Annotated in this window: 14 protein-coding genes; 8 read left to right on the plus strand and 6 right to left on the minus strand. The window is 52.9% G+C overall.

What is annotated here, in order from left to right:
• Nucleotides 1-141 precede the first annotated feature (141 nt).
• The gene (locus tag AB8516_RS16585) at nucleotides 142-1,770 is read left to right on the plus strand and encodes a hypothetical protein (RefSeq protein WP_369162330.1); all 1,629 of its coding nucleotides are present in this window, start codon (nucleotides 142-144) and stop codon (nucleotides 1,768-1,770) included.
• Between the two features lie 41 nt (nucleotides 1,771-1,811).
• Here the strand turns inward: AB8516_RS16585 and AB8516_RS16590 are convergent, their stop codons facing one another.
• Nucleotides 1,812-3,467: a hypothetical protein gene (locus AB8516_RS16590; protein WP_369162332.1), complete on the minus strand. Its 1,656-nt coding sequence runs from the start codon at nucleotides 3,465-3,467 to the stop codon at nucleotides 1,812-1,814.
• A gap of 366 nt (nucleotides 3,468-3,833) precedes the next feature.
• On the opposite strand from AB8516_RS16590, the gene AB8516_RS16595 reads away from it, so the two are divergent.
• The 5 genes from AB8516_RS16595 to AB8516_RS16615 are packed head-to-tail and all read left to right on the plus strand — an operon-like array spanning nucleotide 3,834 to nucleotide 7,315.
• A complete protein-coding gene (locus AB8516_RS16595) occupies nucleotides 3,834-4,316 on the plus strand; it encodes a TlpA disulfide reductase family protein (RefSeq protein WP_369162334.1) in 483 nt (160 codons plus the stop codon).
• An 11-nt stretch (nucleotides 4,317-4,327) separates the two neighbouring features.
• Entirely contained in the window at nucleotides 4,328-4,867 is a 540-nt protein-coding gene (locus AB8516_RS16600) for a thioredoxin family protein (RefSeq protein WP_369162336.1), read from the plus strand.
• 21 nt (nucleotides 4,868-4,888) lie between these two features.
• On the plus strand, nucleotides 4,889-6,205 hold the full coding sequence (locus AB8516_RS16605; RefSeq protein ID WP_369162338.1) for a TolC family protein: 1,317 nt from the start codon (nucleotides 4,889-4,891) through the stop codon (nucleotides 6,203-6,205).
• A 14-nt stretch (nucleotides 6,206-6,219) separates the two neighbouring features.
• Nucleotides 6,220-7,026 (plus strand): efflux RND transporter periplasmic adaptor subunit, encoded by an 807-nt coding sequence (locus AB8516_RS16610; RefSeq protein WP_369162340.1) that lies wholly within the window; start codon nucleotides 6,220-6,222, stop codon nucleotides 7,024-7,026.
• On the plus strand, nucleotides 7,019-7,315 hold the full coding sequence (locus tag AB8516_RS16615) for an acylphosphatase (protein WP_369162342.1): 297 nt from the start codon (nucleotides 7,019-7,021) through the stop codon (nucleotides 7,313-7,315). The genes AB8516_RS16610 and AB8516_RS16615 overlap by 8 nt, the downstream gene beginning before the upstream one ends.
• A 40-nt stretch (nucleotides 7,316-7,355) precedes the next feature.
• Here the strand turns inward: AB8516_RS16615 and AB8516_RS16620 are convergent, their stop codons facing one another.
• Nucleotides 7,356-8,024 (minus strand): hypothetical protein, encoded by a 669-nt coding sequence (locus AB8516_RS16620; RefSeq protein ID WP_369162344.1) that lies wholly within the window; start codon nucleotides 8,022-8,024, stop codon nucleotides 7,356-7,358.
• A gap of 143 nt (nucleotides 8,025-8,167) precedes the next feature.
• On the opposite strand from AB8516_RS16620, the gene sfsA reads away from it, so the two are divergent.
• Nucleotides 8,168-8,878, plus strand: a complete 711-nt coding sequence (gene sfsA / locus AB8516_RS16625) for a DNA/RNA nuclease SfsA (protein WP_369162346.1) — start codon at nucleotides 8,168-8,170, stop codon at nucleotides 8,876-8,878.
• A 27-nt stretch (nucleotides 8,879-8,905) separates the two neighbouring features.
• Here the strand turns inward: sfsA and cpdA are convergent, their stop codons facing one another.
• The gene (cpdA, locus tag AB8516_RS16630; protein ID WP_369162348.1) at nucleotides 8,906-9,784 is read right to left on the minus strand and encodes a 3',5'-cyclic-AMP phosphodiesterase; all 879 of its coding nucleotides are present in this window, start codon (nucleotides 9,782-9,784) and stop codon (nucleotides 8,906-8,908) included.
• 198 nt (nucleotides 9,785-9,982) lie between these two features.
• Between cpdA and AB8516_RS16635 the strand changes: the two genes are divergently transcribed.
• A complete protein-coding gene (locus AB8516_RS16635) occupies nucleotides 9,983-10,933 on the plus strand; it encodes a hydrogen peroxide-inducible genes activator (RefSeq protein ID WP_108289112.1) in 951 nt (316 codons plus the stop codon).
• Between the two features lie 73 nt (nucleotides 10,934-11,006).
• On the opposite strand, the gene AB8516_RS16640 is transcribed toward AB8516_RS16635, so the two are convergent.
• The 3 genes from AB8516_RS16640 to fabA form a co-directional block, all read right to left on the minus strand.
• Nucleotides 11,007-12,974 carry a bifunctional aldolase/short-chain dehydrogenase gene (locus tag AB8516_RS16640; protein WP_369162350.1) on the minus strand — a complete coding sequence of 656 codons (1,968 nt, stop codon included), beginning with the start codon at nucleotides 12,972-12,974 and terminating at the stop codon, nucleotides 11,007-11,009.
• Nucleotides 12,975-13,048: 74 nt separating this feature from the next.
• A complete protein-coding gene (locus tag AB8516_RS16645; RefSeq protein WP_369162352.1) occupies nucleotides 13,049-14,293 on the minus strand; it encodes a NupC/NupG family nucleoside CNT transporter in 1,245 nt (414 codons plus the stop codon).
• A 12-nt stretch (nucleotides 14,294-14,305) separates the two neighbouring features.
• Entirely contained in the window at nucleotides 14,306-14,821 is a 516-nt protein-coding gene (gene fabA, locus AB8516_RS16650) for a 3-hydroxyacyl-[acyl-carrier-protein] dehydratase FabA (protein ID WP_369162354.1), read from the minus strand.
• Between the last annotated feature and the right edge of the window lie 33 nt (nucleotides 14,822-14,854).

The following is a 14,854-nucleotide window of genomic DNA, read 5'->3' on the forward strand; positions in this document are numbered from 1 at the left end:
GGAATAAACCCCCTATAGTGTGATCTGTAGGTAGATTGCACTTCAATATGGCTTGTATGTCTGCCGTTGCATTGATCGACCTATTCCGCAGCTTTCGGCAGGCATGCAGTCCGCATGTCAAATCAATGGATGATATGTCCCATGACAGTACACACAATTGTCAGCGAAGAAGGTCCGTTTTATGGGGATGGCGTTACCACAACATTCCCGTTTTCCATCGCACTGTTCGATTCCGGGCAACTCAGGGTAACCAAAATTACCAGAGTGGGTAATGAAGAAGTCTTGACGGAGGGAGTTGACTATACGGTTAATCTGAACGCGGATCAGCAACTCAATCCAGGCGGGGAGATCGGGTGGACAGGTATAAACGGCCCATTACTCAGTGATGAGGCGTTGCATATCAAGCGTGTGGTCGATCTGTTGCAACTGACGGATCTTCAAAGTCTGGGAAGTTACGCACCCGCGGAGATCGAGCGCTCCCTGGATAAATTAACCATGATCGCGCAACAGTTGAGCGATGATGTGGCAACTTTAAAGAAGTCACTTGCCGTAACTGAGACCGTTAAATTCGCCGTCTTAGGGGCCAGTGAGACAGTTTTTCCGTGGCGACAGACATGGGTGGACCTTATCGATGACGCATTCAAATCCGAAGGTCTTAAGGTTGATTTCTTTCATTCCGGGACCGGCGCCCTGACACATCATCTGGCGATGACGCAACCCGATGCTTTAACCGGAGAGACCCGGGCCGAGCTGACGAGTGAAAGCGATCCTGACGTGATCATAATGGAATTGGGGATAAATGACGCCATACTTTCCTTCGGAAATCGATCGCAGACTGAGATGATTGCAGACGCCAGGGCGTTGTATGGGTTTTTTAGGGATAACAATCCACGAGCATTGATTCTCTATTCCAGGCTGGTGCCCTATGATGAGGAAAAGCATCGTCAGGTTGCGGTAGAGAACATAAAGAAAAAATATTGTGTGCCGTTTCTGCATCAGACCTCGGGAATGCCGGGTGAAGAGAACTTATATACCTCCGAGCTTGCCGAAGTCGACAAGATAATTTCACCCGAGATGCAGGGTAGGCTCGATAACTGGCGAACCTTGGATGCCGAGTGTCAAGCGTTGGCGGATGTCTCAATCGATACTAGCTATTTTCAAGTGGCGAGATTGGGTCTGCTTTCTCATGATCGTTTTCATCCTACATCACTGGGCCATTACTTTATCATGAGTCGTGTCTGGGATGCTTTTCAGAGAGATGCAACGATCAGGGCGGCAGTTCCCGAACTTGGCAGGATCAGAGTTCTGGGAGACTTCACTAACTTTGAACTGTTATGGAGGTCTGTGCTCAAAGCGGACGCGGAACGGGATGGTTACGTCGTTGACCCGACCTTTCTGTCGGGATTTGAATATCCGATGTGGATGAACATCTACGGTGATACCAATCTGATCTACTACATAGAATATTGGGCAAATCAACAGCGACCTACAATCGATGTGACGAATACTATCGATAAATCCGGCAACAACGTGTTTCTGGTGATGATGAATGATCTATGGCCGAACCTTGAGATCGAGACTAAGTTATGGATCGAGGGTGATAGTGAACCCTCTGTATGGAACAGGGCTTCGCCCAGACAATTAACATCTTCAACAGGCGGTCACATCAGTTCCCAGCAGAATATCAACCTGCCCATTGGCAATTGGAAAATTAAGTATAAAGTCGGCAACGATGTATTTGGACCGTTTAGCGTTGCCATTACCGGTTGATGCACCAGGACCGATTGGATTAGTGTTAACAGGCCCTGGGATTAGGCGTTCTTGATTCGGTATCTTTCGAATCTTGATGTCGTCTCAAGCAGTTGTAAAGGTGTTACGCTGGGTGCCGGGATCATCTCTTCAACACGGTATTCATGGCCGATGACGAAGAAATTTTTCGGCACGATAAGAGAACTGCGGTGAGTATGACCCTGATCGATAAAGATGGCCGCTCGATCCTTTAACGGTTGCGATGTTTGTTGTTGGTTTGTCCGGCGCAAGGTAATAGGTTCGATCTTCCCGAGAATAAACTGTATCCCTATCTCCAACAGATTATCGTTACAGTTCAATGCACGCTTTATAATGCCGATTTTCCACTCATTCTCATGTCTTTGCTGGTGAGTGGAAAACAATACCAACTCACCGACAAGGGGCATATTGACGCTGCTTTTTGAGACCTTGAGCGCCACACCGGAACGGCTTTGATTTGTGCGTATCGCCGTGAATTGATGTGTGGTACTTGAATCTTCTCCACGTTGAATGCCGATGAATTGAGTCATATCGATCTCTTCATCATCGGTCTGCGACGACACGCTTTTTCCTGTGAGGTAAGCGTATATAGCGTCAATACCAATCCATATCATAACCTGTCCGGCGGTGGAGTGACGCTCACTGTCGCGTTTCAGGCGGATGTGCCAGGACTTCAGCATTCGCGCCATCAGATTAGTGGATTCCTGCATGCTCAATTTCACCAGGGCATCCGGTTTTCCCTGTTCAGATCTTTCCATCTGCCTGAGTTTCTGGTGCAGCCGTTTACTGACAGGAGTGAGATCGAACAGGGTAAAACGGGGTTGTGTCAGATTGTTCAGACACTCAGGTTGGAAAAGGTAGGGAGGTACCTCGCCCAGTCGGTCGATGACATAGTGTCCAGTAGATTCCGTCTCTTGGGTTGGGGCCGAGATAAGAGCATTTCCAGCCAGTGTATTCAGATACTCGAAACACAACCGCGGCTCACTCTCCTGCAGATGGCAGGGGTCGAGCAGTAACAACAGGAGAAAACGACTGTACTGATGGGATATGGTGGCATATTCCGGTTGTTCCTGATCCGCGTCTTCGATTTGATTGTGTTGGATCTTTTGCTCTTCAGCGTAGGTCACCAAACGCGTTACATCCCGGTACACTCTCCCGCTTCTGCAGTCGAAATCCTCGCATGCAAGCAGGTACTCCTGGACGAAATACTTGACCGCATAGTAGATCGTATGGCTGAGGCGTTGCAGGTTTTTCCTACTGGCCTTGTTGCTGACACATTCATTGGCGATATGGCAATGTCCATAGGCCATCTCCAGTATTACCTGGCGTATCAGGTGAACTGGTGCTTCCGACTTACGCTGCGCATGACTATGGGCCAGTCTTATGCAGGGCGTTGTGTAGACCTCCATCAACTCATCACGCTTTTTGACCTGTCCCGGATACCGGTTGAGACGGCTTAGACTGGTGAGTACCGTTTCCGCCAACTGTGTTTGGTTGGCAAAGGGTAATGCCGTGGCCCATTGGCGAAGCAAGGCAGGATCGGTTTCCACCAGGGGATTTTCAAACGGATCCTTTTGAGGCACAAAAAACAGTACCTGGGAGGGTGATGCGCTCCTGTGGGAGAAAAAATCAAACATGGTGATCTGAATGAGTGTTCCTTCGAGCCCTTGCTCAGACACCCACTATATCATCCCGGTTGAGACGCGGAATAGTCCTCATCTGGTTAATTTTATGGTGCCCTTGATCAAGGATGCCTTCAGGAGAGGTGGAGGTTGTTGATATGTTTTAAATTAATTCAATAAATACAGTTGCATAGGTTGCGTTATAGGGAAAATGTTCTGGTGAAAAAGGGCATTCAATGAGATGAGATCCGGAATACCGGTCAAATGAGGGGGGTTTTACGATGGATTCCGTAATATTGTGGTTTTCATGAATTGCACTTCCTGGAATTTACCCTGAGAATGCAGGTCAGAGAAAATTACCGGGTCCTGTGTGTTGTATTCGAGCCCGGCAGGCCGGTCATTGATACAAATATGGAGAGTAATATGTCCCTGATGAGTCCGTCGCTGCGTGCGCTGGGTATCTTTGCGTTATCGCTTTTATCGATCACAGCAACGGCGGAAACGGTGGATTTCGAATTGCAGGGATTGGATGGTAAAAGTTATCGCCTCTCTGACTACAGGGGTAAATGGGTATTGGTGAATTATTGGGCGACCTGGTGTCCTCCCTGCCGTGAGGAACTGCCTGAACTGGAAGTTTTTCATAATAATCATAAGGATAAGGATGCGGTCGTCCTGGGTGTAGCCATGGAACGTATCGAAAAGCCACGATTGAAGGCCTTCGTCGATGAACAGTTTCTCAGCTATCCCATTCTCATGGCTGAGCCGGCGGCACGGACAGAGCTGGGAAGGGTGCCGGGTCTGCCCACTTCCTTTCTGGTCAGTCCTGAAGGTGAACTGGTCGCCCGTCAGGTGGGACCACTGACCATGGAAGATATCGAGAGTTTTATCGATACCATGCGCGAGTAAGGAGAAAACAGATGTCACGGTATCTCATTTCAATTGCCTTACTGCTGCTTCCCTTCGGTGATATTGCCGCCGCAACACGGGATCCGGGAGACTATTTTTTCGACCAGTCGTTAGGTAATTTCAGTGACGAACTGGAGATGGCGAGGGATGAGGGCAAAAAGGGGGTGCTCATCATGTTTGAGATGGACGAGTGCCCGTTCTGCCACCGAATGAAGACCCGGGTGCTCAATCAGGTCCAGGTTCAGGACTATTTCAAACAACATTTTCTCATCTATACGGTAGACATCGAAGGAGATGTTGAGATCGCTGACTTTCGCGGCAACACCATGAAGGAGAAGGATTTTGCATTCAAGCAATTCAGAGTCAGGGCAACCCCGGTATTTGGTTTTTTCGATCTGGAAGGGAAGATGATCGCCCGGTTTACCGGGGCTACGAATGATGCCCAGGAGTTTATGTGGTTGGGAGAGTTCGTCGTCAATGATCACTACAAGACGACCAATTTTTCGCGTTACAAGCGTGAAAAGAGAAGAACGCTCCGCAAAGTTAGATAGGTAATGTTTTATTGCATGCTGATGAGTGGGAAAATTCCTTCGCCACCTATGCGAATGGTGAAATCACTGCTGCTCATGCCATCTTTGTTGCTAGGCCAACTTGCTCATGCATTGGAACCTCTACCCTCACCGCTGACCCTGCAATACGCCTTGGAACTGGCCGATCACGCACATCCCGAACGAAGCTTGATAGAAGCCGATCTTGCACAAGCCCGGGCTTTCGCTGAACAGGTTGCCGCAGATGACGATGCCCATCTCGCATTGACTGCGGAGTTGCGAGTCATCGATCCGTCTGACATTGCAGCAGACGATTCCAGAAACGACAGCCTGGCCCGACTCAATCTGAGCAAACTGCTCTATGACTTCGGTCGCACCAGTCACGCGCAAGAGGCGGCCGAGGCTGGATTGACGTCCCGGCAATGGCAATTACTCCAGGTCAGACAGCAGCGCAGACTGGATGTAATGGCAAGATTTTTCGATGTCCTGCTGGCTGACCTGGAGTTTGCCAGAGATAACGAAGCACTCGCCATCGACTACATACGCTTCGACAGGGCGCGTACGAAAAATGAGTTGGGAAAGGTATCCGATATTGACATGTTGGAGCTCGAATCCACCTATCAGCAGTCGCTACGCAAGATGACGGCAAGTCAGAACAGGCAACGCATCACTCGCTCGCAGCTGGCGATCAGCTTGAATCGGCCGCTGGATCTGCCGGCCGAATTGGAGTCTCCGCAGTTTGGCTCATTGGGGGAACTGCCTGAGATAGAGACACTGGTTGAAAAGGCGTTGCGGGAGAATCCGAAAATCAGGGCCCTACAAGCCGAGCTGCGGGCGGCGAAGAAACAGCTCCAGGCCAGTGAGGCGGAAGACAACCCGGTATTGCGCGCCGAATTGGAGGCGGCTGCATACCAACGTAGGCTGGGGGGACGCAATCCTTTGACTGCGGCCCTGGTGATCGAACTACCGCTCTATCAAGGTGATCGGGTTGCATCGGATATTGCGGTACAGCGGGCGCATGCAGATAGGAAACAGGCCGAACTGGCAGCTTATGAACTCGTTTTGCGGCAACAACTCTTGGACTTCTGGATGGAGCTGCAGAGGTTGAAGGTTGAACGCCAGGGATTGCGGGTGACAGAAGATTTTCGCGATCTCTCCCTGGATCGTAGCCGCACCCTGTATGAACTGGATATGGCGGCCGATTTGGGTGATTCCATGTCCCAGATTGCCGATATACAACTGCAGCGGGCAAGAAATGATTATCAGATCCATTTGACCCATGCCCGTATCAAAGCGCTTACAGGCGATCTTTTGATGTCGCCTGAAAATAAGAGTGAGTGAATGGGGAGATAAGGATGATGAAGGGTATGCTTAAAGTCCTGAACACGGCTTATATGACGGCCGGAATCATATTGATATGTCTGTTATTCAGCGGCCAGTTGATGGCACGGGACCTGGAGGCGGTCATCGACTGGAATAACAGGACAGAGCTGACTACCCTGGTCAGCGGTATGGTGGGCCGTGTGAATGTGGACGTGGGTGCCTCCGTGAAGCGTGGGGAGGTGCTTCTGGAACTCGATCAGCGTAGGTATCAATCAAGGCTCGCCGCTGCGGCATCACGCCTTGAAGCAGCATCTCAGCAGAATGAAGAGGCAAAACGAGAGTTGGACCGGGCATTGGAACTATACGATCGAACCCTGCTGTCGGATCATGAGCGGAAGCAGGCTGAAATTGCCGCGGCCAGTTCAGATGCCGCCTATCGTGAAGCGGAAGCCAAATTGGTCAAGATCCGCTTGCAACGGGAGTACAGTCGGATAACCGCGCCTTTTGATGGCGTTGTAGAGTCTATTCACGTGCAACCCGGTCAAGCGGTAATCAATCGGTATTCGGCCATGCCTCTGATGACACTGTTTGACAACAGCCGAATGAAGGCGCTTGCCGAGCTCGATGAGCATACAGTGAATGGTTTGAAGCAGGGTATGGGCGTACAGGTGGGCATACATGGGCAATGGTTGGAAGGGACGATCCACAGGCTGGGTATGCATCCGATAGCGCGGGATGCCAATGGTTCAAAGTATCTGCTGGAGGTAGTGTTTTCCCCTGCCTCAGATAGGGTGATTCGTGCCGGTGAGAAGGCGGTTGTGAGGCTGAGTGATGAGTGAAAGGGCTGACAATGGTAGTGCGAAGATCTGTGTCCGCTGTCATGTGGCGGGACGGGTGCAAGGCGTCTTCTACCGGGCGACAACTCGGCATGAAGCCCGGCAATTGGGTATCAAAGGCTATGCCAAAAATCTCCACGACGGTCGTGTGGAGGTTGTGGCATGCGGTAGCGTAGAGGCGATCGAGGCCCTACAGTCCTGGCTAAGCAAAGGTCCGGCGGATGCCAGAGTGACCGGTGTCTCCTGCGAGGCAATCGATTATCGTGATTACCAAAGCTTCACCATCGCCTGAGTCGTGGTGAACCTAGGGCCTGTTTACTGGCCCAGGAATGCTATTCCGAAAATCCCGGCTTATCCAGGGGCCTGAATTTCATTTGACTCTCCTGTGTGCCATATTGCGCCTCCGGGCTTGGTTTATAACTCTGTTGCATGGTTTGCACGCCTTGAGTGCCGGCGGTCTGACCGGCCGGTTGCCGAGCGGCTGGATAGCCTAAGGGTGCAGGGGATTGCGGGGTTACAGTTGCGGGTATCTCTGCACTATCCGTTGACCGCTCACCGCTGTTCAAGGGGCGGAAACGGAATCCCTCGCCATGGACAGGTTGATCCGAAACTGTGGATCCATAGCCTGACACGGGTGGAGCTTGAGGGGGCTTCACATCGACTGCAGCTGTCGGAGTTTGCTGCGTTGGAGTGTTTGCAGGATGGCTGCCGGCGTGCGGTTGTGGCTGATAGCCCGGGTATACGGGCGGATAACCGTAAGCCGCACCGGGGTAGCCGTAGCCCGGGTGATAGCCCGGGGGTGGGGTATGCCTGTAGTTGTAGTAGTCATCAGAATATCGGTTTGAACCGCCAAAGAAATTACGCATCGGGTTGAACATGCCACCCATCATATTTCCCGGGTTCACGTTATATTGCCTGTTGCTATAGTCGGAATCGTCTGCCTGAAGATGGGTGGAGATCAATAATGTGCCGCTGATTAACAGCCATATCTTTGATTTCATTTTCAGCTCCCTCGCTGCATAGGTCGTTTGATTCGTTAGTTCTGAAACTACGAATTTTAGTTATGTAATATGTGTGTATTGGAAGAAGCATATACGTTATCAACTGCCATAAAATCGTAATAATGAAATAATACACGATCACTATGCAACTACCACCGCTTACCAATGGAAGAATCCTCAGGCGCTATAAGCGGTTTCTCGCGGATATAGAATTGCCTGAAGGCAAGGTCGTGACCGCACACTGCCCGAATACCGGCAGTATGCTCGGTTGCTGGCAACCCGGTGCGTCGGTGCAGATCAGTCACAGCGACAATCCAAAACGGAAGCTGGCGTGGACACTGGAGAGAGTGGATATGGGGCAAGGCTGGGTTGGTGTACATACCGGTCGCACCAACCCGGTCATCGAGGAGGCGATCAGGGAGGGGCGGGTGGATGATCTGTGCGGTTACCGTTCCGTACGTCGAGAAGTCGTATTCAGGCATAAGGATGAGAAATCGAGGTTCGATCTCTACCTTGCCGAGGGTGACCGCGCCAACGCCTGGGTGGAGGTTAAGAACGTGACCCTGTGGCAGGGAACCGCATTGAGTTTCCCCGATGCAGTGACACTACGAGGCCGCAAACACCTGATGCAGCTTGCCGAGGCCTGTCGGCAAGGATACAGGGGGATCATGGTCTACGCGCTGAATCGCCCTGAGGGCGACTACTTTAAGCCTGCCGACGAAATCGACCCGGACTATGGAGCGACGCTACGCCGTGTTGTCCAGGAGTTTGGTGTAGAGATCCTTGCGCTGCGAATCGAGCACGGCAAGAACAGCATGCGGGTAACAACATCCGTAGAAGTTGTCTTGGACTGAACTGTTTATACTTCCGCTGGCCGCTGATCAATACCCCATGGAAGCGAGATCGAGTCCCGATGGGATTTTCGGCAGTGAGTTGAGGCCCGTCCGGATAGTGCCGTCGGGTTGCAGGCTCATCCATCTGTAGCCTGGCGGAATGGCGTCGATGGCGAAATCGTCGACCCTGGGAATGAACTGCACGCAGGTCGAGGGTGAACCCATCAGGCGTACACCTCGGTATTCGGTGTCGAATGCCTGATGGATATGTCCGCAGAGGACCGCCTGGACCTGCGGATTGGCATCAATCAATTTGAAGAAGGCGTCCGGGTTCTCCAGCACCATGGTATCCATCCAGCGACTGCCGACAGGAACCGGATGGTGATGCAGGCAGATCATGGTGTGTTTGTCGGCATGGGCCCGCAACAGCACTCCCAGTAGTTCCAGTTGATTCTCATCGATACGGCCGCTGTCACTATTGGCTATGGTCGAATCGAGGAATATCAAGGACCAGCCTTTCGCCTGCACACTCGGAATACAGTGTACATTGTCCTGATTCAGGATCTGTTTCATCTTGCCCGGTATATCATGGTTCCCGGGCAGGCAGTATGTGGGGATTTCGGTCAGCTGTAATCTGCCCAGCAGCCGTTTATAGCCTGAGTCAGAGGCATCATGCACCAGATCGCCAGTGGCCAGAATGAAATCCGGATTGCCGGTTTCCTGCAGTGCCTGGGCAAGCACATGGTCAAATGTTTCTAAGGTATTGATTCCCAAAAGGCAGCGCGAAGGGTCGGCATAGAGGTGACTGTCCGTCAGTTGCAGCAGGTTGAGACTCTCAGCGGGGAGCTGCTTGAAATTTGGCGGCTGATTGTCAGGACTGCTGCCCATAGAACGGTTCGCTTTTCTGTTTTTTAGTCTGACGAGCAATTTATCTCTCCACGCCCCATCAGGACCCTTGTCATATTGCCATAATATTAGAACAGGATTTGCTAAAGCAAAAACCACTTTTTTACTTCTTTGCCCTATGCTTAGGGATTATTCCATATTCTCCTTCGATTTCTGTTGAGGGGTTAACATTTTTTAAGCCAATTAGTTTTTTCTATCTTAGCGGCTACACTATAGGTTATGACACTTAACGAACTCCGATACATCGTGGCAGTGGCGCAGAAACGCCACTTTGGACATGCTGCAGAGGCCTGTTACGTTAGCCAGCCGACCCTCAGTGTGGCAGTGAAAAAACTGGAGGAGGAGCTGGGTGTTGGGCTTTTTGAACGTGGTCAGGGGGAGGTGAGTCTGACAGCGGCGGGTGAACGCATCGTAACCCAGGCTCAGCGGGTGTTGGAGGAGGCCGGCATGATACGCCAACTCGCCAGCCAGAGTGTGGACCAGCTGGTGGGTCCTCTGCGGGTGGGAGCCATTTACACGGTAGGGCCCTATCTGTTTCCTCATTTGGTACCGCAACTTAAACAACTGGCAAGTGATATGCCCCTGGTGATCCGGGAAAATTACACTGCCGTACTGACAGAACAGTTGAAGCAGGGGGATTTGGATGTGATCCTTATCTCATTCCCCTATGACGAACCAGGGATTGTTACCCGCCCACTCTATGATGAATCCTTTTCCGTACTGTTACCCATGAAGCATCCGCTGACCGAGTTTGAAACAATCACCATACAGCAGCTTCAGGAGGAGAATGTTCTACTGCTCGGTGAAGGCCACTGTTTTCGCGAGCAGGTTAAGCAGATCTGTCCGGGCTGTGTGAATAAAGGCAACGGTGATGCCAACCAGCAGGAGAATCTGGAGGGGGGCTCATTGGAAACGATTCGCTATATGGTGGCCAGCGGAATCGGCATCACAGTACTACCCGATACGGCGATTGGAACCGAATATCTGCGCTGGGACCTGCTTACCACCAGGCATCTGGCGGTGAAGTCGCCTCAGCGCCGTATTGGTCTGGCCTGGCGGAAAAGCTTTCCTCGCCCCCAGGCGGTAAACCTGCTTTGGGAATCGATTCGCACCTGCCAGTTGCATGGAGTGAATCTGGTATCGGAACCTGCCCAGCTGGCTGTCGGCTGACTGCTGATACTCCCTCTTTATCTCTCCGGCGGTCAAGGCTCTATGCCTGGTGCCAGCGTGCGATAGCTGGCGTCTAAATCACCCGGTCATTGCCGCCATCCACCGGTATCTGTGCGCCAGTGGTCTTGCTGAATCGCTGATCACAAAGCTCCGATGCCAGTTCTGCCACATCTTTACTGCTGATTTCACACTTCATCAGATTGCGTTTTTTATAGTCGGCGATGCTGATTCCATAGTGACTTGCCCTGGCGGCCAGGACCTCTTCTGTCCAGATGCCGGTGTCGAAAACGGCATCGGGATGGAGTGTATTGATGCGAATGGCATCACTCGCCCACTCCAGTGCAACCACCCTTGCCAACTGTGTCAGCGCGGCCTTGGATGCGGAATAGGCGGCTGCTCCCTGGCCAGGTGCGGGTACGTTTTTCGATCCGATGACGACGATCCTGCCGCCGTGGGGTGCACGTTTCAGATAGGGATGGCAGGTCCGCAGCAGGCTCAGGTTTGCATCCAGATTGATGCCCATGACCTGACGCCACTGGTCATCCTCCAGTTCCGATACAGGGCAGCCACCTGGGAAGATACCGGCGTTCAGAACCAGCATATCGACACCCCCAAAACGCATTACTGCCTGTTCCAGAGCCGCTTTTACGCTGTCGATGTCGCTGATATCACAGTGCAGCCCAAGGAAATCCGCATGTGTTTGTTGATCGACGATATCCGGTGTTTTATCCAATCCGACGACTGCGGCGCCACGTTGCAGCATCGAATCGACGCAGGCCCTGCCGATTCCCGAGGCAGCACCGGTGATTAAAGCCACCTCCCCCTGGAAAGGGGGAGACTGACTGTTTTTAAGCAGTTTTGCCTGCTCGAGTTCCCAGTACTCCACATCGAAGATGGCCTGAGTCTGTAGGGCCTGCCAGCCGCCCAGCAGCTCGGCCCGCTGGATGATTGCCATGGTGTGCCGGTAGATATCGGCCACGATGCCTGCATCACGGCTGTTTTTGCCGACACAGAGCATGCCGAGTTCCGGATCGAGTATGACTCTGGGGGCCGGATCCAGCATCTCCACAGGGGTTCTGGAGGAAGGGGCGTGATGTTCAAAGTAGCGTTGATAGTCTGCGACGTATTCGATGACATCACGGCCCAGCATGGGCAGCTGTTTGGTGCGAATGACATGATCGGGTGTGGCCGGTCCGCGCTGGGAGATTTTTGCAAGGTCTTGGCGTTGGCAGAATGCAAGCTCAGCATGCTCCCGATGACTCTGCAGGATAACCGGAAAGCCTGCAACATCGGAGATCTCCTTGCGCAGGTCCGCCAGCAGCTGAGGCTTAATTTCATGTTCTGTGCATTGCTGAGGGAGTTCCCAGGCCCCGGATTGCTGTATATGGCGCTCGGCTTCGTCAACCAGCTGGATCATGCGTTCATAGCACAGTTGCGCAGTGTCGCCAAAGGTAAACAGGCCATGGTTCATCAACACCATGCCGATGGTATCCTGATGGGCATTGCACGGAAACAGTGTCGCCACAGATTTCGCCAGATCAAAACCCGGCATCACATAGGGAATGACCACCACCCGGTCGCCGTAGAGTTCACGAATGATCCGCTCCCCTTGCGGCGTGTTTGTCAGTGTTACGATGGCATCTGCATGGGTATGATCCACATATTTGAAGGGGAGAACCGCATGCAGGATCGCCTCTACCGACGCCGTTGGCGCGGCGGCCAGGGTTTGCTGGGTTTTCAACTGGTTGATCATTTCGCTGTCACTGAGTGACTCGAGCTGAGCCAGTCGCAGCAGATGGTCCATGCGGACGGGGGTGAAACCTTCACGTTCGATTGTTGCCAAGTCCCAGCCACTGCCCTTGACGTAGAGGACCTCCTGCTGCTCACCGAACAGGTTTGGTTCGCTGATTTTTACCGATGTGTTGCCGCCCCCATGCAACACCAGCGATGGATCTGCACCGAGCAGGCGGGAGCTGTAGACGCGTAGATCCAGTTCACTCTCGCAGGCTGCTGCTTCGACGTCATTCCAAAGGCTTTTCATCAAATAAGTTCCGGGTTATTTCACTCGGTTGTTGCAAGCATACACAAGCCCTGAAGAATCAGAACTTCTTTCATTCACCATATCAGACCGACCACCGTACCGGTGAGCAGGGTAGCCAGTGTGCCGGCGACAATCGACTTGATGCCCAAAGCAACAATCTCGCTGCGACGTTCCGGTACCATCGATCCCAGTCCACCGAGCATGATACCCAAGCTGCCGAAATTGGCGAATCCGCAAAGGGCGTAGATGAGAATCAGGCGGCTGCGCTCACTCAAGGCGTCCGCCGGTAAGCGGATAAGATCAATATAGGCCAAGAGTTCATTGAGGACCGTCTTGGTACCCAGCAGTGAACCGGCGGTGATCGCCTCCGACCAGGGGATGCCCATGAGCCATGCCAACGGGGCCATCAGCCAGCCCAGGAGGCGTTGCAGGCTCAGTGGCTCCCCTGCGATATCCGGCAGCAACTCAAGCATCTGGTTGAGAAGGCTGACCAGAGCGACCAAGACAATCAGCAAGGCGACAATGTTGGCCAGCAGTTTCAATCCCTCGATGGTTCCATTGGTGATCGCCTCCATACCGCTGCTGAACGGCTGCAAATCGAGCAGCTCACCAGCCGTGCCGGGCTGGGTTTCGGGCACCATCAGCCGGGAGATCATGACGGCTGCGGGTGCGGAGATCAACGAGGCGGTCAGCAGATGCCCGACGGGATTGTCTATAACGCCCTCGAGGAGGCTGGCGTAGAGTACCAGCACGGTGCCGGCGATGGTTGCCATACCGAGGGTCATCAGGCTGAAGAGTTCGCTACGTGTGAGTTTGCTCAGGTAGGGGCGGATCAACAGGGGCGATTCCACCATGCCGACAAACACATTGGCTGCCGCGCCCAGGCCCAGGGCGCCTCTGATACCCAGGCTCTTCTGCAGCAGCCATGAGAAGAATCTCACTACCAGCGGAAGTATCCGCCAGTAGAAGAGCAGGGCTGAGAGGGCGCTGATCACCAACACCAGCGGGAGGGCGCGAAAAGCGAGAACGAAGCTGCTACCGCCATCGCTCGCCAGAAAAGGGGATTCGGCGCCACCCAGATAACCGAACACGAAGCCGGTACCCGCTTCTGTCGCCTGCTGCAGTGACAGCAATATCTGATTGAGTTGGATAAACAGTGCCTGGAACAGGGAGAGTTTCAGCAACAGCAGTGCGAGAATCAGCTGAAGGATCAGTCCGGCAACCGGCACGCGCCAGTGGAAGGCCTGTCTGTTTTCACTGATCAACCAGGCCAGCAGGGGGATGAGGAACAGACCGGTCAATCCCTGCAACATGGCCATCGGCCGGAAGGATCAGAAATTGTCGGTGGAGGTGAAGAGACCGACACGCAGGTCCTTCGCGGAATAGATCTCACGGCCATCGACCTTCATCACCCCGTCGGCCACACCCAAAACCAGCTTACGGGCTATCACCCGCTTGATGTTGATGTGGTAGGTAACCTGCCTGGCAGTGGGCAACACCTGGCCGGTAAACTTCACTTCACCGACGCCGAGCGCCCGACCGTGTCCCGGATTACCAATCCAGGCGAGAAAGAAGCCCACCATCTGCCACATGGCATCGAGTCCGAGGCAGCCCGGCATCACCGGATCACCGGGAAAATGGCAATCGAAGAACCACAGATCGGGTTGGATATCGAGTTCGGCCAGGATCTCGCCCTTGTTGAATTCCCCGCCGTCATCCGTGATTTTGATGATACGGTCCATCATCAACATATTGGGTGTCGGCAGCTGAGCATTGCCTGGACCAAACATATCACCATGGCCGCAACTCAACAGCTCATCGCGGTTGTAAGCGTTTTGTCTGGTCATCTTGGTTCTGCCTCTCTGTGAAATCGCCCGGTG

Origin of the sequence: Candidatus Thiodiazotropha sp. LNASS1 (genome assembly GCF_964212655.1) — a bacterium.
Taxonomy (GTDB): Bacteria; Pseudomonadota; Gammaproteobacteria; order Chromatiales; family Chromatiaceae; genus Thiodiazotropha.